The organism is Pollutimonas nitritireducens (assembly GCF_002849615.1).
Taxonomy (GTDB): Bacteria; Pseudomonadota; Gammaproteobacteria; order Burkholderiales; family Burkholderiaceae_B; genus Pollutimonas; species Pollutimonas nitritireducens.
Map to the genome: position 1 here is coordinate 1 of NZ_PDNV01000014.1, position 20405 is coordinate 20405.

Consider the following 20405-nt stretch of genomic DNA (forward strand, 5'->3'; position numbering starts at 1 on the left):
CAATTAATAAATCTCTGATTCCTAAGATAGAATTTACTGGGGACATCGGCATTGCTTCCATTAAACGTGTTTCGTCGCAAAAACAAGTCTAATGAATGTCGGCGTCCCCCGTTAATGATGAAGAGCCCGCTGTGGTCGCGTTCCGCTTACGACCCTAAGCGGACACTGGCTTCGCGGCGAATGATCACGAAAGTGTCCGTTCCTAAAAGCTGTTGTTCCGGTGGTTTTCACGTGCGATGCGAAGTTCCTTTGCCTTCTCCAGTTTTTCCAACAGTGCTACTGGAACTGAACTGGGACTCTCATCGTCAAAGATCCAGTCAAAGTATTCCATAACAATTACGACTAATTCGTACATTAAAAAATGGAATGACTTGGTGTCTATAGCGTATTGCGGGCCAAAAAAATATGAATAATATGAGCTTATTTCACGCGGCCCGACGGATACCTTTAGCTTTTCACGCGGTGAAAAATGCTTGCTACCGTTTGCGATACCGCGAATGGCGTGTCTCACTTCCTTTAGATGAGAGTGAGCGTCGGCAATTTTACGTAGTGAATGATTAGGTTTTTCTATAGCGTTGTTGCCTAGCCAGTCGTGATGTAAATGCCATGCCGTCACAAAGAAGTTAAATGCTTCGTATTCCTCAAGTCGCTGCTCTTCCGTATTCTCTGGGCGTTGCCTGAGCAGCAGATCGCGATCATGTTCCAGTTTGCCGAATAAATCACGAGCAGTCGCGAGGCCAAATTTCGCAGTGTTCGGCGCCATATATCTTCCACCATGTGTCATGACATACTCTCATTAGAGCCTACTTCTTGCGCGAAGGCCGCTTCTGGCCGAATGTAGCGAAAGCCACGTGGTCCTTAATGTTGAATTCACCGACCGGGCAAGTGGAGCTTCACCGGTCCGGTGGAATTAGTGGTTACGGGCTTCTCAATCACAATTCAAATGCTCGAAGATCGGGGTTTATCTGCCGATCCATCGTATGGACCATGTGGCGCAATGCCTTTGAGTCGGCCTCGAACTTGGCAAGGAAGCCGCCGCAATGACCGCAAGCGCAACATAAGATTGTGGTGTCAGATTCGTTCTTGATGTTCTCAATGCCCTCTAGTCCAGCCGCCTCACGGAAATAGAGCTCTTTGACTCTTCTTAGTTTCTTTTCGCGCTCCGGCGACTCAAGCTTGTGGGCGAGTTCATTTCGTAATGAATTGATTGCGGCAATCAGTTCCCACTCACGCATTGACTCATCATATTTGCTACCGATGATGAACTGTTGCCTCATGTAATGTGTTACCCGTCGGATGGGCCGACGGGAGCCCATCTCGAGCGCCTGGGTGTCAAATCAGATTTAACCATGTGGCATTGAACAGAATGACAACCGAACCGTCGGAAAAACTTGTTGGGGCGCTGGTGGGTGGCCTTCGTGTGCTTCGTTATCTGAGCGCGTCGGTAGCGCCGGTTGGCGTGACGAGGGTGGCTCGCGATCTCCAGTTGAATTCCAGCACTTGTTACAACCTGTTGAAGACTCTCGTGCACGAAGGTTACGTCAATTTCGACGAGGGACTAAAACCTACACCGTCGCCCTTGGCCTGGTTGAATTGGCCAAGAGGGTGCTTGAGCAGGCGTCGTATGTGAGGCTGGTTCATCCGCTGCTGGAAGGAATCGCCCAACGTCACCGCGTCACCGCGACCTTGTGGCAACGGACGCGAAGCGAAAGAGTCGTACTGGTGGATCGCGCCGACAACGATAGCTCCATACGCGTGCACATGAGCGTGGGACAGCGATTGCCCATGTATATTGCAGCGCTGGGTCGTTGTATGGCTGCCAACTCAGGGCTCTCAAAGAACGAACTGAAAAAGAGGTTTGAGGAACTGCGGTGGGATGACAAGCCATCATTCGAAGAATACATGGTCGGTGTGGAGGAGGCGGCGAAAAAAGGCTATGCCACGGACTCCGGAAACTACGTCAAGGGCGTCAGTACGGTTTCCGCCGCCGTGCGAAATGAATTCGGGCAACCGGTCATGGCGATCAGCGCCGTCGGTTTTAGCGCTCAATTCACGGGGCCCGCGCTCCTCGCGCTGGGTGAAGACCTGCGCGACCGGGCGGCCGAAGTGACCCAGGCTCTGTCTGGAGGGCGATCCTGATTCGCTCGCATATGACACCACCTTGAAATAACGCCTCCCCTCAGTGCGTCACCTTGCGGACGATCTGGCTGTCTGTTCTCCTCGACCGGTTCATCGTCAATCAGGCTATTCAGGACAAAGCACCTGAGGCCGTCACGGCTAAAGGATTACCCTAGTACACAAAAATTTTCAGGTAATTTGTTTGACATGCCAACGGCTAGGTTCTAGTATAAATATGAACCGTGCTTCATGATTCGTAATTCATAATAAATGTGCCTCGCTTCGATCTTTGCGGCACACAAATGAACGAGACAATATCCGCTTATGTTAGTGCTCAAAGACTCTGATTCAAAAACAGTCGATACCGCCGAAAAGCCAGCCTTGCTCCAACCGTTCACAATGCGCAGTGTTGTACTGAAGAACCGGATCATGGTTTCGCCCATGTCCATGTACAGCACGGAGAACGGTTGCGTTAGGGATTTCCATCTTGTGCACTTGGGCCGTTTCGCTCTCGGCGGTGCCGCCATGGTCATGATGGAAGCCACGGCTGTTACGGAAACCGGGCGGGGAACTCATGGTTGCACGGGCATATGGACGGACGAACAGCTTCCCGGCCTGAAACGTATAACGGAATTTTTGCGTACACACGGCAGTGTGGCGGGCATCCAGTTAGGCCATAGCGGTCCCAAGGGGGCATCGCAGCGGCCGTGGCACGGTTTTGGAACGATCGATGAAAGCGACGCGAGTTTGCGCGGCGAGCTTCCGTGGGCTCTGGTTTCATCAACAGATCAGCCATTTGACCAAGGATGGCAAGTGCCTGCCGCGTTGTCAGCAGCGGATATGGACGCACTGGTCGAGGACTTCCGCGCGGCGGCAAGTCGCGCCGCCAAGGCAGGTTTCCAAGTTATCGAGCTTCACTGCGCTCACGGTTATCTCCTGCATTCGTTCTTGTCCCCATTGGTGAATACTCGCGATGATGAATATGGAGGATCCCTCCAGAATCGCATGCGCTTTCCCTTGCGGGTTTTCGACGCCGTCCGGGCAGCCTTTCCTTCCGAGCTGCCCGTCATGGTCCGTATCTCGGCCGTTGACGGTATCGATGTCGGTTGGTCGATCGAAGATTCCATCAAATTCGCCGCCGAGTTGGCCGACCATGGTGCTGATGCAATCGCCTGTTCGTCGGGTGGCGTACGGCTGGAGAGAGGTCAGGTGCTCGTCTCGCGCAACCCTGGATTCCAGGTGCCGTTTGCCAATGAACTGCGGAACAAGGCAGGCATTCCTACTGTTGCAGTCGGCATGCTATTAAGCGCGCAACAAGCGAACGAAATCGTAAAACAGGGGAAAGCCGATTTGGTCGCTCTTGGTCGAGAAATGCTTGCAAACCCCAACTGGGCGGCGCAGGCAGCAGTGGACCTTAAAGGTGAATCAGGTTGGGATGACTGGCCGGAAGTTTTTGGTTGGTGGTTGAAACGTCGTGCACGTCAGCTGGCGCGGCGCTAGTTAACTACGCACGGCGGGCTGGCGCGCTAGCGTGCGTCACTAGTAAATGGGGAAGACGACAGAGACACCGTCGGCCCTTTGGTTCTTGAACGGAAGAAGGGATCAGCTAAATGAACAAGATCGTGTCGTTGGTCAAACGCCAAGCCGGACTGTCGGTTGCAGAATTCCAGCGTTATTGGCAGGAAACACACGCACCGATAGCGGCGCAGCTGCCCGGCTTGAAGCGATACTCCTTATCGCTGCCGCTTGCGCAGGGCTACAGGAAAGGCGAGTTGCTCTTTGACGGGATGAGCGAAATGTGGTTCGACTCGTACCCAGCCTACCTTGGTGCGCTAGGTTCGCCCGACGCAGTTGCAATGGCCCATGATCAAGGTAACTTCATGGACAGAAACGCCACAGTCATCATGCCCGTAGATATACACGTCATTAAGGACGGGGCTATTCCCGCCGATGCAGTTAAGAATATAGAGTTTGTGAACCAGCGACCTGGCATGGATCGTGATGCGTTCCGTCATCATTGGCGCGAGATTCATGGACCTATCGCTTCAAAAATCGAGGCAGTGCAACGCTACGAGCAGAACCACCTTAGTTTGGAGGAGTACGCGCGCGATTCTCGGCCTCGTTTTGATGGCTTGGCGATTACATGGTTCGATTCGACGGCAGCCATGCGCCAGGGCGCAACCACCCCCGAATACGCAGTTACGCGAGCCGACGAGCCCAACTTTCTTCCGGACGGCCACCTTCCCATCATTATTACCAAAGAAGTCGTTGTAATTTCGTAGTGTGCATTCCAAGCCTTTGACCGCCTGAAGGCGGCATCTTTTCCCTAAGAATTCAGGAGACAGAACATGACTAAGAAAGTAGGAGTGAAAACCGAAGCTGAGCAGACACGACGCCAGCTTCTGATAGGCGGCGCCGCACTGGGCGCGACTACCCTCTTGGGCTTTCCCTCTATTTTGCGGGCGCAGACCAATCAGGCGATCAAAATCGGTGTGCCAACCATATTGTCAGGAAGGGTGGCGCAGCTGGGAATTTCATCTCGCAATGCCATTAACCTTTCATTCGACAAGTTCAACAAAGCCGGTGGCCTTAATGGCCGCCAGGTCGAACTGATTTTCCGCGATTCAAAGGGTAAACCGGAAGAAGCCGCGCGCCTGGCACGCGACATGATCAACACGGACGGATGCGACATTATTCTTGATGCCGAAGCTTCGACAACGGCATTTGCCGTCCATGAAGTCGTACGTGATCTCGGGACGCCTTGCGTTCACACGAACAGTGAAACGTCGTCGCTGACTGCTGATCCCAAACTTCGTATTCCCAATGCCGTGCGGGTTTGCCGTCAAGGCGCTCACGATACGATCGCCGGTGGTTTCTATGCTGCCAAGGTCGCCAAAGACAAGGGGCTCAAGACCTGGGCTACCGTGTCTCCCGATTATGCGTATGGTCGCGACATGGTTCAGCAGTTCGTTAAGTACTTGAAAAAATTCAACGACCAAGCCGAGGTCAAAGCCGAAATTTGGCCCAAAGTCTTCCAGCCCGACTACACCGAAGTTATTACACGTGTGCTTAAGGAAAAGCCCGACGCTCTGTTCACTGCGTTGTGGGGCGGTGATTTAGTGGCATTCATTGACCAAGCCAACCTATATGGTCTGTTCAAGAACATCGAGCTTTTTGCCATCAACCTGGGCGACTACACCACGCTCACGGCCTTGACCAAACTGCCGGTGGGTGCGCACTCTGGTAATCGCTATCTGGCGAACTTCCCGGATACGCCCGAGAACCAGGCTTGGGCCGACGAGTACTCCAAACTCTACAAGGATCTGCCCACCAATTGGTCGTGGCAGTCGGCTGCGGGTGCTGACTATCTGATCCAAGCGATGCGACAGACCAATTCGGTCGACGGCAAGAAGCTGTCCGAAGCGCTCATCGGTATGACCATGGATTCTCCGTTTGGCGCCAACGGCAAGCTCACCATCCGTGCGGAAGATCACACTTTGGTCAACTACGCTATTGGTTGGGGTCCGCTCATCGCTAAAGCGCCTTACATCAGCGATATGACGGCCGTTGACTGGGATGTGATTACTGAACTCGAGACGGAGTGGAAAAAGGAAATGGGCTACATCTGATCGCTTGATTAGCGTATCTCGTGTTGGAGCATCTGCCTTCGTGCAGATGCCAACGATTCTTTATTGGAGACCACACCGTGGACCTTGGTGAGTTATTAGGCTGTGTATCGTCGGCCTCATGTGTAATGGCCCAGACGACCAACGGGTTGATCGTAGGCATGCTGCTGTTTCTTGTTGCGTCCGGTTTGTCCCTGATATTTGGCGTGTTGAAAGTAATCAATTTTACGCACGGCTCACTTTATATGATGGGTGCGTTCGCCTCGTTGTATGTTTATCGTCTGACCGACAACTATTTCTATGCAGTTATCGGTGGCACTGCGGCTATAGCGCTGTTCGGCGTGCTGCTCGAACGTTTATTCATCAGTCGCGTATATAAAAGCGACATCCTGATGCAGTTGTTGGTGTGCTACGCCTGGATATTAATCCTTGATGACTTCGTGACCATTGTTTTCGGCGCTGAGTTCCAGTCGCTTGGAATGCCTGAAACCTTTGCTGTTCCACCCGTTTTCGTCTTCGATACACCCGTTCCGCCTTTTTACATTTTTTTAATTACGATCAGCTTCGCCGTAGCAGTCGGCGTTTGGCTTTTCATGGAGAAAAGCGCGTTCGGTCGGAAGGTGCGCGCTGCCGCTGCGAACAGTTCCATGACGTCGGTATTGGGCATTAACACCACGGCTTTGTACGCCATTGTGTTCGCCGTGGGTGCAGCCCTTGCCGGCTTTGCCGGTGCATTGGCGGCACCTGTGCGATCCCTTACCTCTGGCATGGGGTTTTCGATCCTGATCGAATCGTTCATTGTGACAGTAATAGGCGGTCTTGGATCCATCATCGGTGCACTGGTTGCAGGCATTTTGATCGGCTTGGTGCGCTCCTTCGGCAGCGTGGGTTTTCCCTTGTTTGTGGACGGTCTGGTGTTTCTGATGATGGCTGTCGTATTGGTTATCTGGCCTAACGGACTTTTCGGCAAGAGGGGGACATGATGAAGCAGTTACCAGATTCAGCAGTAACTCTACTTTGGGTTGTGTTCGGCTTTGTCGTAGTAGGAGGCTTGACCGCATTGACTGGCTCGCGAATGGTTGCTGACATCATTATTCACGTGTCGATCCTGGGTTTATTTGCCGTGTCGTTGAACATTCTCGTCGGATACACCGGACTGGTGTCGTTTGGCCATGCCATGTTCTTTGCATCGGGTGCTTACGGTTTTGGACTGATGATGCAGTCGGGCGGGTTTTCTATACCTTTTGCGTTGGTCTTGTCCATGTTGATTTCGGCGGCCATTTCACTGGTTGTAGGCTACATCTGCCTGAAAACCCGTGAAATTTATTTCGCCTTTCTCACACTGGCTATACAAATGCTTTTCTACAGCAGCTTGCTCAGTTGGGTGGATTTGACCGGTGGAGACCAGGGGCTGACCGGTGGGTTTGACAAGCCGGCTTTCATGGGAATCGATCTGGGCAATCAGAACCACCTGTTCCTGTTCATCCTGTTTGTGTCGATAGTTTCGCTGGGCGTGTTGTGGCATATCACCAAAACACCGTTCGGCTATACGCTGCGCATGATACGGGACAATGCCACCCGGGTCGAAGCGTTTGGTCTGAATGTGAATCGCTACCGTCTTGCCGCGTTTGTTATCGCCTCGAGCGCGGCCAGTGTGGCCGGCGCGCTGATGTGCGTATACGTTTCGGCGGCTTATCCCAACTTCGGCTACTGGACCATGTCTGGCGAGGCCATTTTCATGATCATGCTGGGGGGGCTGAATTCCTTCCTTGGTCCCTTGGTCGGCGCAGCGATTCTTACTCTGCTTAACCACTGGATAACGGCTTACACCGAGCTTTATGGTCTGGTACTGGGGACCATCATTTTGATCTATGTGCTGGTTCTCCGCCAGGGCTTGCTTGATATGGTCCTTGGAAAGTGGCGCGTAAGACAATCTCGACTCCGAACATCAGAACTGCCAATCAGCGCAGTGAAAAGCGAGACATACAAATGAATGACACTACTCAAAGGATTGTCGTGGTCACGGGCGGAGCCAGCGGAATCGGTGCAGCCTGTGCTTCGGAATTGGCCCGGGCTGGATGGAAAGTGGTGGTCGCTGATATCGATTTCGAAAACGCACGTGAAGTCGCTGCTGAAATTGGCGGCGTGGCGCAGCGCATCGATGTTGCTGATGACGCAAGTGTGAACGACGCCGCCGCGACGATCGAGGAAGCCGTGGGCCCCGTGTACGGGTTGGTGAACTCGGCCGGTATTATTCAAAAGCCCGTACCACCCCACGAGATGGATATGGCGGTGTGGGATCGAATCCAGCAAGTGAATTACCGAGGATCCTACATTGCCGGGTTGGCGTTCGCCCGCAACATGCTGGCTCGTGGCCAAGGCAGTATCGTTAACATTACATCGATCACTGACCAAGTCGCGACGCCGTTGCACGGGTATGGTCCTTCGAAGTTCGCCGTTGTGGGCATGACCAAATGCCTGGCCGCAGAGTGGGGGCCGTCAGGAATTCGGGTCAACGCCGTGGCGCCCGGGTATACCTTGACGCCGGCGCTTGTCGGCGCCATTGAACGCGGCGAACGCGACCTTTCGGCTCTGGAACGTAATGCCGCGCTTCAACGCGCAGTGCGGCCCTCGGAAATCGGCTCGGCCGTCGAGTTCTTGTTGTCAGACCGTGCTGCGGCAATAACGGGTGTCGACCTGCCAGTTGATTGCGGATGGCTGGTAGCTAATCCATGGCATACCTACGGCGGCCTGCGCAAAAGTGCGCTCGCCCCGGTTTTGTCTTCGTCGACGTAAGGGGCCGCGAATCATGCTGAAACTGACCAATGTGAAAAAGTCGTTCGGTGGCGTACTGGCAACGAACGACCTGTCTATCGATTTTACGCCCGGAAGCCTGTCAGCAATCATCGGCCCGAATGGGGCAGGCAAAACGACGCTGTTCAACTTGATTGCCGGACGCTTGCGTCCAGATTCGGGCAGCATCGTGTTCAACAACGAAGAGATCTCGGGTCTGCCTGCCACCGAAATCGTGCACAAAGGAATTGCGCGGGCGTTCCAGGTTGCCAGCCTGTTTCCTTCGTTCTCCGTACAAGATTCCTTCGAAGCGGCTGTTCTCGCGCGCCATCGCAAGATGAATGACATCGTAAGGCCGTTTTCGCAGGCCGAATCGCGCGACCGTGCCCATCATCTTATGCAAATGGTCGGCCTTGAAAGCCGGGCACGCACCTTGGCGAAACATTTGCCGCACGGAGAGCAGAAGCTTTTGGATATCGGCCTCGCACTGGCGCTGGAACCCCGACTTCTACTGCTTGACGAACCGACGGCAGGCATGGGGCCCGAAGAGCGGTTTCAGATGATCGAACGTGTGCACGAACTGTGGGAACGTGAACAACTCACGCTCATTTTCATTGAACACGACATGGACATCGTGTTCGCCCATGCTCAAGTCATTCGTGTGCTGTATTACGGTGCCTTATTGGCGGAAGGGACTCCGGCGGAAATACGCAACAACCAGGCTGTTATCGACGCGTATCTCGGTGCCGGCTTCGAGGAGGAGGTAGCGTGAGCGATCCGATTCTGCAGGTTGTTGATCTTAAGGTGCATTACGGCGCCAGCCAGGTTTTGTTTGGAGTCAACTTCGAGCTGCAACGGGGCCAATGCCTGACATTGTTAGGACGAAATGGCGCAGGCAAGTCGACGACAATGAAGGCCATCGCGGGCGTACATCCCGCTACGAACGGGCAGATCATTTTCAATGGTCGCAATATTGTCAAAGACAAGTCGTATCGAATCGCACGTGACGGCCTGGGCTTCGTGCCAGAGGACCGTCAGGCCTTTCCCGAGCATACCGTCGAAGAAAATCTGTTGGTAGCAGAAAAGCTGGGTGTGAACGGGCAGGCAGATTGGACGCTCCAGCGCGTCTATGACACGTTTCCTTTGCTCACGCCCCTGAAACAGCGCGAAGCGGGTCTGCTTTCGGGCGGTGAACAGCAAATGCTGGTTATTGCGCGCGCCCTTATGGGCAACCCCAGTGTGTTGTTGCTGGACGAGCCTAGCGAAGGCCTGGCCCCAGTCATTGTGCAGCAAATTGCACGTTGCGTAACAGGCTTGCTAAACGCCGGAGCGACCATTTTGATGGCCGAGCAAAATATGCATTTCTGCCTGCACATCTCTACACACGTTGCGGTAATCGACAAGGGCAGCATTGTCTTCACCGGTACGACGCAGGATCTGCGTGATAACGAAGATGTCACGGCCAAGTACCTGTCTGTGTGATGACGGGCAGGGCGCGCGAAATTATAGGAATCAATCGATATGGTTAGTCAACGCAAGCGGGACAAACAGCTTCGGCTCTACAAGACGATGCGGCTGGTTCGTATTGTCGAAACACAGCTTTCCAAGTTGTTTGCAGACAGCGAGGTGCCCGGCTTCATTCATCTGAGCATCGGCCAGGAAGCCATCTCTAGCGGCGTAATGACCGCTCTTGATGAGCGAGATACCATGGCCACCAACCACCGCGGCCATGGGCATGTCATCGCTCGGGGACTCGACCTGGAACGCTTCTTCATGGAGATTATGGGCAAGGCGGGTGGAATTTGCGGTGGACGCGGCGGTTCCATGCACGTGGCCGATATGGAATTGGGCATATTGGGTGCTAACGGCATTGTCGGTGCGGGCATCCCGATCGCAATGGGAAGTGCGCTCGCGCACCAGGTCCGTGGCACGGGAGGCGTTGCTGTTGTTTTTTTCGGTGATGGCGCCATGGCTGAGGGCGTGTTGCACGAAAGCCTGAACATGGCGTCCCTCTGGAAGCTTCCTATGGTTTTCGTATGTGAAAACAATGGGTGGTCGGAGTTTTCCCCGACCAAAGATCAGTTCGCAGCCGCGTTGAGTGACCTGGCCGCCGCCTTCAAAATTCCACATACGCTGGTTGACGGCAATGATGTATGGGAGGTATCGCAGGCGGCCGAATCGCTTGTCAAGGAAGCCCGTAACAACGGACCCCAAGTGCTGGAGTGCAAGACCTTTCGCGTTCGTGGTCACTACGAGGGAGATCCTCAGAAGTATCGTCCCGAGGACGAAATCAACTCCTTGAGCGACATCGATCCGCTCGCACGTGCAGAGCGTAGCTTGATAGAGCAGGGCGTGTCTCAGGACGAATTGAACGCCGTTATGTCCGACATCGACCAACGTGTTGCGGCGGCGGTCGAGGTAGCACGCGCTGACGATCTGCCTGAGTTCTCGGCAGCCTTGTCCGATGTCTACACACTTAAAGTAAAAGGATAAGAGCAATGGCTGAGTTGCGTTATGTACAAGCTGTCAATCAAGCATTGATGGACTCCATGCAAGCAGATGAATCGGTCGTTGTATTTGGCGAAGATATTGCCCTCGCGGGTGGTTCATTCAAGGCAACCCGCGGATTGCTGGATGCCTTCGGTTCATCGCGCGTGCGCGATACGCCCATTTCGGAAGCCAGTATTGTTTCCGCTGCTGTTGGGGCTGCTATGTCCGGCCTTAAGCCGGTTGTTGAAATTATGTTCATGGACTTTATGGCCATTGCCATGGACGGTTTAGTGAATCAAGCCGCCAAGGCACGATTCATGTTCGGTGGACGTAGCAGCGTGCCGATGGTGTTACGTACGCCACACGGCGGCGGTTTAAATGCCGGCCCGCAGCACTCCCAATGCCTAGAGGCCTGGGTGGCCCACGTGCCGGGGCTCAAGGTCGTGTGCCCATCGAATGCCCAAGACGCGTACAGCTTATTGCGGGCGGCCATACAAGATCCGGATCCGGTAGTTTTTGTCGAACACAAGGGTATGTATGGGCGCAAGGGCAGCGTCGACATTGAGCAGCTGGCAGAGATCGGCAAGGCGTCCATCGTCCGCTCCGGAACCGACGTTACCTTAGTCACTTACGGGGCGACCGTGCATCTGGCTCTGGAGGCAGCCCAACAACTCGAAGGCGAGAACATCCGGGTCGAGGTCCTTGATTTGCGTTCTTTGCAGCCTTGGGATCACGCGGCCGTCTTTGAGTCGGTTGCTCGTACACACCGTGTCGTGATCGCGCATGAGGCCGTCCAAGCCTTTGGCGCTGGGGCTGAAATTGCGGCCTGGATATCCGAAGAGGCGTTTGACGAGCTCGACGCGCCAGTCGTGCGCGTTGGTGCGCCATTCATGCCTGTGCCGTTCGCCACCTCCTTGGAAAAACAGTATGCGGTCAATACCGACCGTTTGATCGCCGCCATCCGAAAAACACTTGCGTGACAATGGGAAAGAACATGAACATGGAAAACGTTACGACGAAAGTCGAGGGACCGCTGGGTGTTATCACGATCAATCGTCCCCAACAGTTAAATGCACTTGATGTGCCCACCTTGGAACAGCTCGAAGCCGCTCTGGCGGAGTTCGAGCGCAACAACGAAGTGCGAGTCATTCTGGTGACCGGAGCGGGCGACAAAGCCTTCGTGGCCGGAGGCGATATCGCGGATTTAAACAGCCGCAAAGGACTTGCTCATTACAACGAGTTTGCCGAAGTCGTGCATCGGGTTTTCCGCCGATTCGAAGAGTGCGATAAACCTACGATCGGTGTGATCAATGGCTGGGCACTGGGCGGTGGCACCGAATTGCTGCTTGCGCTGGATATCCGCCTGGTTGCTGAGGAAGCCAAACTGGGGTTGCCCGAAATTACGCTAGGGCTCTTCCCGGGGGCGGGCGGCACGCAGCGCATTATTCGTCAGATTCCCTTGTGCCGCGCCAAAGAGCTCATGTTCACGGGCGACCACATAACGGCGGGCGAGGCCGTATCGCTGGGCCTGTGTAACCGTGCGGTGCCGCGCGATCAATTGTGGAACGAGGCGACTGAGTTGGCACGCCGTATCGCTACCAAGTCACCTCTTGTTCTCAAGCTACTTAAGCGCAACTTGCGTCACGGAAGCGAAATGCCTTTGGGCGCTGCGTTGGCGCATGAGCAGGCCATGATCGGTCTAGTACTCGACTCAAACGACGCGCACGAGGGTTGCGAGGCCTTTCTGGATAAACGGGCACCTAGCTTCAAAGGAAACTAAAGCATGTCGAATCCGTTGCTGATGCCGAAGCTGGGACTCACCATGACCGAGGGAACGCTTTCGGAATGGTCGATTCAGGCGGGCGATTCTTTTAATATCGGAAATGTCCTGTTCGTAGTCGAAACGGATAAGGTAGCGACCGAAGTGCAGGCGGAATCCGACGGCGTACTGTCGAGTATCTCGGTACAGCAGGGCGAGACAGTTGCTGTCGGAACGGTAGTAGGACACTGGGTCCGCTCGGGCGAAGCCATACGCAACACCGAAACATCCGAGAAAGCCGAGAAAGCCGAGAAAGCCGAGAAAGCCGGAACACCCGACGAAGCCGTCCCGTCCGTGTCTTCAGCCAGCACAAGCGCGCGCTTGCTGGCCACACCGCTGGCGCGACGCATGGCACGTCAAGCCGGTATAGACTTGAATCGCGTCAGCGGGACAGGTCCGCGCGGACGCGTCAAAGCTGATGACGTTCAGGCAGCCTTGGCGTATGCCGAAGTGGGAGTGGCAGCGCCTGCGCCTGCAACGCGGCTCGAACCGGCTGCGGCTGTTGGCATTGACCTCGGGGTGCGCTCGAGGCCGAATTCAATACGCAGTGCCATTGCCCGCCGCCTGACCGACGTCAAGCAAACCGTCCCTCATTTCTACCTTTCAGTGGATGCGGACGTATCGGCGCTGCTGGATATGCGTACACAAGTCAGCGATATGGCTCATCCTGAACGCGTCACGGTAACGCATTTCATTCTGGCGGCCGTAGGTAGGGCCTTGCGTGATGAACCTGATGCCAACCGTGTCTGGTCCAACAACGAGATCGTGGCCTTCAGCCATACCGACGTCGGTATGGCGGTGAATACCGAGAACGGTTTGTTTGCGCCCATCGTGCGAGGCGCGGGACACGTGTCTCTGATGGAACTCAGCCGACGAGCAACGGCGAGCGTGTCAGGCGCCAAGTCTGGTTCTTTGTCAGGCGACGATTTCCATGGCGGAGCCATTACTGTTTCCAATGCCGGGATGCACCGGGTTCGCTACCTTACTCCCATTATCAACCCCGGGCAAAGCATGATACTTGGCGTGGGGAGCGTGAATCGGGTTTTCCGTCCCGATGAGCAGGGACAACCCGTGCTGCGCCAAGAATTGGGGCTCGTCTTGGCGGCGGACCATCGTATTCATGACGGCGTATCAGGACTTGTATTTCTTAACCGGGTAGTCGGCTACCTGGAGCAACCTATGCGGCTGTTAGTCGGTTACTAACCAGCTGCGGAGATCAAAACGTGGATTTTTCTTTAACTGAAGAGCAGCAGATGATGGTCGAGACTGCGAGCCGTATTGGCACGGAGTTTGGTCTGAACTATTGGCGCGACCTTGATGGGCGTAAGGCCTTTCCGACAGAATTGTGGCAGGCAATTTGCGATGCGGGCCTGTGCGGCGTGGCCTTGCCTGAGGAGTATGGTGGTAGCAATTTGGGCATGCTGGATATGGCTCTGGTTGTCGAGGCACTGTCACAAGGCGGGGGCGGCTCGACGCTGGGTCAGCTATTCATGGTGAACCCCATTTTCGGAGGCGTGTCGCTGTCGAAGTTTGGAACCGCGCATCAATGCAAGGAATTGATACCGAAGCTCATTACTGGAGAGCTGAATTTTTGCATGGCGTTGACCGAACCCGATGCGGGAAGCAATACACTGGAAATGAAAACATTTGCGGAGCGCGACGGGGATGGATGGCGATTGCGAGGCCAGAAGATCTGGATTACCGCTGTCCCGACGTCGCAGAAGATGCTGGTAGTAGCGCGTACGAAACGTATTGAGGAGACGACGCGGCGCACTCAGGGCATTAGCATGTTCATGGTCGATACGGATCGCGAAGGGCTGAGCCATAGCGCCATCGATAAAGTCGGCACGGCCACGCTTCCTTCGAGCTCGGTGTTCTTTGACAACGTTCGGGTCGAACCCGACGAGCTGCTCGGGACGCTCGACAACGGTTGGCCCGAATTGCTGGAGGTGCTGAATACCGAGCGGATCGTGACCACGGCGGGCCTGGTAGGGGCCGGGCGGTTGGCGATTCAGCTGGCTGTTCAGTATGCCAACGATAGGAAGGTGTTCGGCGGACGACCTGTGGGTTCATACCAAGGCGTCCAGTTTCCCTTGGCCCAGGCCTATGCCGAACTGGAGTGCGCAAGGTTGATGAATTATCGTGCTGCCAACAATTGCGATCGTGGTCTGCCGTATGGAAGTGATGCGAACGTGGGCAAGCTGATAGCGGCTCAGGCCGCCGCCGATGCAACCGAGCGATCAATGCAAGCCATGGGAGGCATGGGCTACTCGAAGGAGTATCACGTTGAACGCCTTTGGCGGGATGCGCGTTTGTTCCGTTTTGCCCCAGTGGCCGAGGAGATGGTATTGAATTTCATCGCGGTTCACGACTTGGGTATGCCCAAGTCGTACTAATCCGAGTGCTGGTTGATCTGCTATTGCAGACCGGTCGGATACGTCTCAACGCCTAATCATCTATCGAAACGTTATGGTTAATCTCAGCGCGCAAATTCTCTATCATGCGGCCAGTTCGCCCGAAAAACTCGCCATCGTTTACGACTCGGAACGCATTACCTACGGTGAGTTTGCGACCCGAGTCCTGAGTATGGCTGGCTATCTGCAAAGCCGGGGAGTGGAGGCCGGCCAGGTGGTCGCGGTCGTGATGAAAAACAGCACGGCCTTTCTCGAGATTGCGTATGCCCTCAGCCATATTGGGGGGGTTTTTCTGCCGGTCAACTTCCGGCTGTCGAATTCAGAGGTGGCATACATCCTCGAAGATGCCGAAGCCAAGCTACTGATTGCCGACGAGGAGTTCCATGAGTCGGTCCAAGGAATTCTTGACGCGACGGTACTGCTTGATGAAGCGGCACAGCACGATACGCGTAAGCTCACCGCGAATGCAGACAAGCCGGGAATGTTCCCGCAGGTGCCCGAGGATCTTTTTCGCCTTATGTACACGTCTGGTACCACCGACCGTCCCAAGGGTGTCATGCACACGTACCAGAACTACTATTGGAAGTGCCTGGACCATATCGCGTCGCTGTCGCTTACGCGGGACGATATCCTTTTGGTCGTTGGGCCCTTGTATCACGTGGGCGCGTTCGATCTTCCTGGTACGGCGCTACTCTATTTGGGCGGCACCCTGATCGTGCAGCGAAATTTCGATGAAAACGAAGTGCTGGCTTCCATCGATCGCGAAAAAATCACCTGCGCGTGGCTGGCCCCGGTTATGGCGGGACGTCTGCTGTCAGTACCTGACCGCGACAAGTACGACCTGCGCAGTTTCAAGTGGTGTATAGGCGGTGGCGAGAAAACGCCCGAGAATCGTATCCAGGAATTTTCTATGCTATTTCCTTGCGGTCGTTACATTGATGCGTATGGCTTAACCGAATCCTGCGGCGGGGACACGTTCATGGAGCCAGGTCGGGAAATAGAAAAAATCGGGTCCACTGGCCGCGCTGTACCTCACCTGCAAATCAGCATAGTCGATGATAATGGTATGTCGCTGCCTGCCGGTCAGAGCGGAGAAATCTGTCTTCGCGGGCCCAAGGTGACAAAACGCTATTGGAAGCAAGAAGAGAAAACGCGCAACAGCTTCTTTGGTGATTGGTTCCGTACCGGGGATGTCGGCTATCTGGATGAAGACGGTTTTCTGTTTCTCACAGACCGCAAAAAAGACATGATCATAAGCGGTGGCGAGAACGTCGCGTCGTCAGAGGTGGAGCGCGTTATTTTCATGCTGCCGCAGATTGCCGATGTGGCGGTAATTGGGCTGGCCGATGAGCGTTGGGGCGAATCGGTGGCTGCGGTGGCGGTACTGCTATCAGGGCATACCCTGGAACTTAATGAATTGGCCGCACATTGCCGCAAGCATCTGGCCAGTTTCAAGGTGCCAAAGCGCCTAATCTTGCTTGATGAACTGCCTCGCAATCCAAGCGGCAAGGTTCTTAAAAGAGTCTTGCGCGCCAAGATCTGCACTTGACGTCCACCTCGCTTAACTGGAGACCCAAATGACTTTGAGCCAGTCGATTGCTGTGTTCATCACGCAGCTCGATCATTCTAATATTCCCTCGGATGTCCTCGAAAAAGCCAAGACATGTTTGTTGAACGGTTATGGTATCGGTTTGGGATGCCACAACACACCTTACGCGCCCGTGGCGCGTCGCGCTGCGTTGGCCATGAATGGCGAGTGGAAGCACGGCGGCGCTACCTTGTTGGGCGATGGCCGGCGCACCTCGGTGGCAGGTGCTGCGCTGGCGAATTCCGCGCTTTTTCATGGTCGCGCACAGGAAGACACTTGTGGTGCTGCCCACTTCGGTGCCATTTTGATTCCCTTATTGACCGCTATGATCGAGGCCGACGTTTATCCCCTTGAGCGCCTGTTGCCGTCGCTGTTGGCGGGTTATGAAGCGGGAGGCTTGCTGGAACAGGCCTATGCCGGAATAACCACACCGGCGGGCTTCCGAGCGTCTGCAGTGTATGGCACGGTAGCCGCTGCGGCGGCGGCAGCCAAGCTTATGAATCTTCCCGTGGAACAGACCGCTGCGGCGCTGTCCAACGCAGCGTCGTTTGCGGGAGGGCTGCTTCAATCATTTGCCGATGGAACTGACGAATGGCGTTATCAGGTTGGCGTGGCCGGACAGACCGGCTATACGGCCGCGCAGCTGGCACGCGCAGGTTCCGTGTCAGCGCCGGGCGCCTTCGAAGGCGATGCAGGTTTTATCAAGGCGTTTACTGGCCAGAAATGTGATGCCGAGGCGCTTGCCGCGCGACTGGGAAAAGACTGGGCCATGCACAGGGTCACGTTCAAGCCCTTTCCCGTATGTGCGTTCAATCAAACGCCGGTAACGGCGGGACTAGTGGTGCGCGAGCAACTGAAGGGACATGCTCTGGAAAGCATACGTCGTATTATTGTTCGAATGAATCCGTACGAAACAGGCTATGCAGGTATGGACTCAAAAGGACCATTCAACAGTATCTCTGGTACGTTGATGAGCATTCCGTTTTGCATTGCGAACACGTTGCTGTACGGCATCCCCGACATGAAGGCCATGACCGCGTATGACGATGCGAGGGTTAACGATCTGATGACCCGCATTGACTTGGTCTCTGACGAAAACGTTAAAAAATTATGCTGTGCTATCCGGGTCGAACTCCCCAATGACGAGGTAATCGATCATCAACAGCTAATGGAGTTTGCCGATTACGCGTACGACCGTGCCGGCGTATCCGAACTGATACGTCGCGTCGGGGCTGAAAGCGATCTACCGGGGTCTTTATATGATGGTCTTGAGGCCTTCACGCTGGCACCTGAGAACCATAGAATTGCCGATGTAATTAATTGCTTTTCCGCTCTACCGGGGTCAACGGCTTGGAGTGCGAACAATGGCTGAATTGTCATTCGACCTAATCGTAATTGGAGGTGGGCCCGGCGGATATGTAGCCGCCATTCGCGCGGCGCAACTTGGTATGAAAGTGGCCGTGGTTGAGAAGGAGCATCTGGGCGGTGTTTGCTTGAATTGGGGCTGTATTCCGACCAAAGCACTTTTGCACACCGCAGAGGTATATCGGGAAGTCCAGAATGCCGATCAACTAGGGTTGTCGGTCGAAGGAGTGTCCGTAGACTTTCCAAAAGTAATCGAGCGTTCACGTCTTGTAGCTGACCAGCTTAGTCAGGGCGTGCAATATTTGATGAGGAAAAATAAAGTAAGCGTCGTCCGCGGTACGGGGTCGCTATTGCCGGATCGTAGTGTTCAGGTAACGGACAATGAAGGGAAGTGCCAGCTATTGCGATGCAAGCACGTGGTGATTGCCACCGGTGCGCGCCCGCGCCAACTCACCGGGCATGCCGCCGACGGAATCCGTGTGTGGAACTATCGCCATGCCTTGTCAGCACCTTTATGCCCAAGCTCCATGCTGATCGTTGGTGCCGGAGCGATCGGCATGGAATTTGCCAGTTTTTACAGCACTATGGGTAGCCGCGTTACTGTAGTGGAGACGCAGGAAAATATTTTGCCCACAGAAGACGCTGAGATCTCCGCGATGGTTCGCCAAGCGTTCGAACGCCAGGGCGTCGCTTTTGAAACGGGTACCAGGCTGACAGAGATCAAGAAAAGTGCATCCGGAGTAACGGTGAACTTCGCAAAAGACGATACCCTGAAGCAGGCTTCGTTCGACGTCATGCTGGTGTCGATTGGCGTCGAGGGCAACAGCGACGGCTTGGGGCTTCAGGAAGCTGGCGTACAGACACAGGCCGGTTTCATTGTGACCGACGAGCACGGTGCGACCAGTTTAAGCCATGTTTATGCCATCGGGGACGTAGCCGGTGGACCGTGTCTGGCACACAAGGCCAGCCATGAGGCAGTGGCTTGTGTTGAGTACATTGCACAGAAGGGCGAAAGCGCGTCTATGGATCGCGATTGGATACCGACATGCACGTATTGCCATCCACAAGTCGCCAGTGTCGGGCTGACCGAGGCGCGGGCGCGTGACTCAGGCTACCGCGTGAAGGTAGGTCGTTTCCCATTCTCGGCCAACGGCAAGGCGCTTGCAATGGGTGATGCTGATGGCTTGGTAAAGTTGTTGTTTGACGAAGCGACAGGGCAATTGTTGGGCGCCCATCTGGTTGGCCCCAATGTTACGGAACTGATCCATGGGTTGTCGCTGGCCCATACCCTGGAGACCACCGAATTAGAATTGCTACAAACCATCTTCCCGCATCCGACGTTGTCTGAGTCGATACATGAATCGGTGTTGCAGGCATATGATAGGCCGCTGCATGTATAAATATTGTTTTCTTCACGGTAGTCCACGATGAGCGCAGTTACCAAACATAGGCCCAGTCAGTCCCCGGGGGCGACAAAAAAGCGGTCGATTCATAAACAGGTGCCTAGCCATTGGCAGGCGGGACGCAGTCGGCGTGAAAAATCTGAGTTGGTTCGCGATAACTTGTTATGGGCAGCGGCAGAGGTGGTTGGCGAGGTCGGTTATGCCGCAGCATCGATTACCCTTATTACCCAAAAAGCGGGTGTGGCCCAAGGCACGTTTTACAACTATTTCGATTCACGCCAGGACATTCTTGACGTGTTATTGCCCAGTTTGGGCAGCAGGATGCTTGATCATATCCGGCACAAGGCGCTAGGAGGACGCAACTTTGCTGAGCTCGAAGAGCGCGGTTTCCTTGGTTTTTTTGATTTTCTCGAGCAGGAACCGCACTTTTTCCGCATATTGAACGAAGCGGAAAGCTTTGCTCCAACTGCGCATAAATCACACTTTGATGCGATGGCCCAGCAATATGTGCACTTTTTGCAGCGCTCGTATCGGCAAGGCGAATTTCCCGCCTACGAGGCCGACGAGCTGGAAGCAGTCGTATTTATGCTGATGGCGGCACGAAGTTACTTGGCAATCCGCTATGTGTACGGACACGACGCGCATGCCAAGTTACCCCATTCGGTGGCAGCCACCTACATGAAGTTCGTGCGCTACGGCCTTGAGGGCGTTCCTCCATCATCGGAAAAGCAATCACCATGAGTTCCGCGGTCGCGCGTGCGCAGGCGATACAAGGAAATCGGGGTCTGT

The 20405-nt window shown here is 54.8% G+C and carries 19 protein-coding genes and 1 pseudogene; 18 read left to right on the top strand and 2 right to left on the bottom strand.

The window, feature by feature from the left end:
• Positions 1-202: 202 nt before the first annotated feature.
• Together CR155_RS18540 and CR155_RS18545 are read right to left on the bottom strand one after the other, a co-directional pair.
• A complete protein-coding gene (locus CR155_RS18540) occupies positions 203-763 on the bottom strand; it encodes a hypothetical protein (RefSeq protein ID WP_102071529.1) in 561 nt (186 codons plus the stop codon).
• A gap of 169 nt (positions 764-932) precedes the next feature.
• Entirely contained in the window at positions 933-1277 is a 345-nt protein-coding gene (locus CR155_RS18545; RefSeq protein ID WP_143705217.1) for a hypothetical protein, read from the bottom strand.
• 89 nt (positions 1278-1366) lie between these two features.
• Here CR155_RS18545 and CR155_RS18550 point away from each other — a divergent pair.
• The 18 genes and pseudogenes from CR155_RS18550 (at position 1367) to CR155_RS18635 (ending at position 20357) form a co-directional block, all read left to right on the top strand.
• Positions 1367-2139 (top strand): annotated as a pseudogene (locus tag CR155_RS18550) (IclR family transcriptional regulator).
• A gap of 303 nt (positions 2140-2442) precedes the next feature.
• A complete protein-coding gene (locus CR155_RS18555; RefSeq protein WP_102071531.1) occupies positions 2443-3618 on the top strand; it encodes an NADH:flavin oxidoreductase/NADH oxidase in 1176 nt (391 codons plus the stop codon).
• A gap of 110 nt (positions 3619-3728) precedes the next feature.
• Positions 3729-4400: an EthD family reductase gene (locus CR155_RS18560; RefSeq protein WP_102071532.1), complete on the top strand. Its 672-nt coding sequence runs from the start codon at positions 3729-3731 to the stop codon at positions 4398-4400.
• Positions 4401-4466: 66 nt separating this feature from the next.
• A complete protein-coding gene (locus CR155_RS18565) occupies positions 4467-5747 on the top strand; it encodes an ABC transporter substrate-binding protein (RefSeq protein WP_102071533.1) in 1281 nt (426 codons plus the stop codon).
• 125 nt (positions 5748-5872) lie between these two features.
• A complete protein-coding gene (locus CR155_RS18570; RefSeq protein WP_233214415.1) occupies positions 5873-6727 on the top strand; it encodes a branched-chain amino acid ABC transporter permease in 855 nt (284 codons plus the stop codon).
• On the top strand, positions 6724-7737 hold the full coding sequence (locus tag CR155_RS18575) for a branched-chain amino acid ABC transporter permease (RefSeq protein WP_102071535.1): 1014 nt from the start codon (positions 6724-6726) through the stop codon (positions 7735-7737). Before CR155_RS18570 ends, CR155_RS18575 begins: the two co-directional genes overlap by 4 nt.
• Positions 7734-8540 carry an SDR family NAD(P)-dependent oxidoreductase gene (locus CR155_RS18580; RefSeq protein WP_102071536.1) on the top strand — a complete coding sequence of 269 codons (807 nt, stop codon included), beginning with the start codon at positions 7734-7736 and terminating at the stop codon, positions 8538-8540. Before CR155_RS18575 ends, CR155_RS18580 begins: the two co-directional genes overlap by 4 nt.
• A gap of 13 nt (positions 8541-8553) precedes the next feature.
• Positions 8554-9309: an ABC transporter ATP-binding protein gene (locus CR155_RS18585; protein WP_102071537.1), complete on the top strand. Its 756-nt coding sequence runs from the start codon at positions 8554-8556 to the stop codon at positions 9307-9309.
• Complete coding sequence (locus CR155_RS18590; RefSeq protein ID WP_102071538.1) at positions 9306-10019, top strand: ABC transporter ATP-binding protein; 714 nt, start codon at positions 9306-9308, stop codon at positions 10017-10019. The genes CR155_RS18585 and CR155_RS18590 overlap by 4 nt, the downstream gene beginning before the upstream one ends.
• Positions 10020-10058: 39 nt before the next feature.
• Positions 10059-11030, top strand: a complete 972-nt coding sequence (locus CR155_RS18595; RefSeq protein WP_102071539.1) for a thiamine pyrophosphate-dependent dehydrogenase E1 component subunit alpha — start codon at positions 10059-10061, stop codon at positions 11028-11030.
• A gap of 5 nt (positions 11031-11035) precedes the next feature.
• Complete coding sequence (locus tag CR155_RS18600; RefSeq protein ID WP_102071540.1) at positions 11036-12007, top strand: alpha-ketoacid dehydrogenase subunit beta; 972 nt, start codon at positions 11036-11038, stop codon at positions 12005-12007.
• Positions 12008-12021: 14 nt separating this feature from the next.
• A complete protein-coding gene (locus tag CR155_RS18605) occupies positions 12022-12807 on the top strand; it encodes an enoyl-CoA hydratase/isomerase family protein (protein WP_199171824.1) in 786 nt (261 codons plus the stop codon).
• Between the two features lie 3 nt (positions 12808-12810).
• The gene (locus CR155_RS18610; protein ID WP_102071542.1) at positions 12811-14049 is read left to right on the top strand and encodes a dihydrolipoamide acetyltransferase family protein; all 1239 of its coding nucleotides are present in this window, start codon (positions 12811-12813) and stop codon (positions 14047-14049) included.
• 20 nt (positions 14050-14069) lie between these two features.
• On the top strand, positions 14070-15242 hold the full coding sequence (locus tag CR155_RS18615) for an acyl-CoA dehydrogenase family protein (RefSeq protein ID WP_102071543.1): 1173 nt from the start codon (positions 14070-14072) through the stop codon (positions 15240-15242).
• Positions 15243-15315: 73 nt separating this feature from the next.
• On the top strand, positions 15316-16809 hold the full coding sequence (locus CR155_RS18620; RefSeq protein ID WP_102071544.1) for an AMP-binding protein: 1494 nt from the start codon (positions 15316-15318) through the stop codon (positions 16807-16809).
• A 28-nt stretch (positions 16810-16837) separates the two neighbouring features.
• On the top strand, positions 16838-18220 hold the full coding sequence (locus CR155_RS18625) for an MmgE/PrpD family protein (RefSeq protein ID WP_102071545.1): 1383 nt from the start codon (positions 16838-16840) through the stop codon (positions 18218-18220).
• Positions 18213-19613, top strand: coding sequence for a dihydrolipoyl dehydrogenase (gene lpdA / locus CR155_RS18630; RefSeq protein ID WP_102071546.1), 1401 nt, complete (start codon positions 18213-18215; stop codon positions 19611-19613). Before CR155_RS18625 ends, lpdA begins: the two co-directional genes overlap by 8 nt.
• A gap of 27 nt (positions 19614-19640) precedes the next feature.
• Positions 19641-20357, top strand: a complete 717-nt coding sequence (locus CR155_RS18635; protein ID WP_102071547.1) for a TetR/AcrR family transcriptional regulator — start codon at positions 19641-19643, stop codon at positions 20355-20357.
• The last annotated feature ends 48 nt before the right edge of the window (positions 20358-20405 follow it).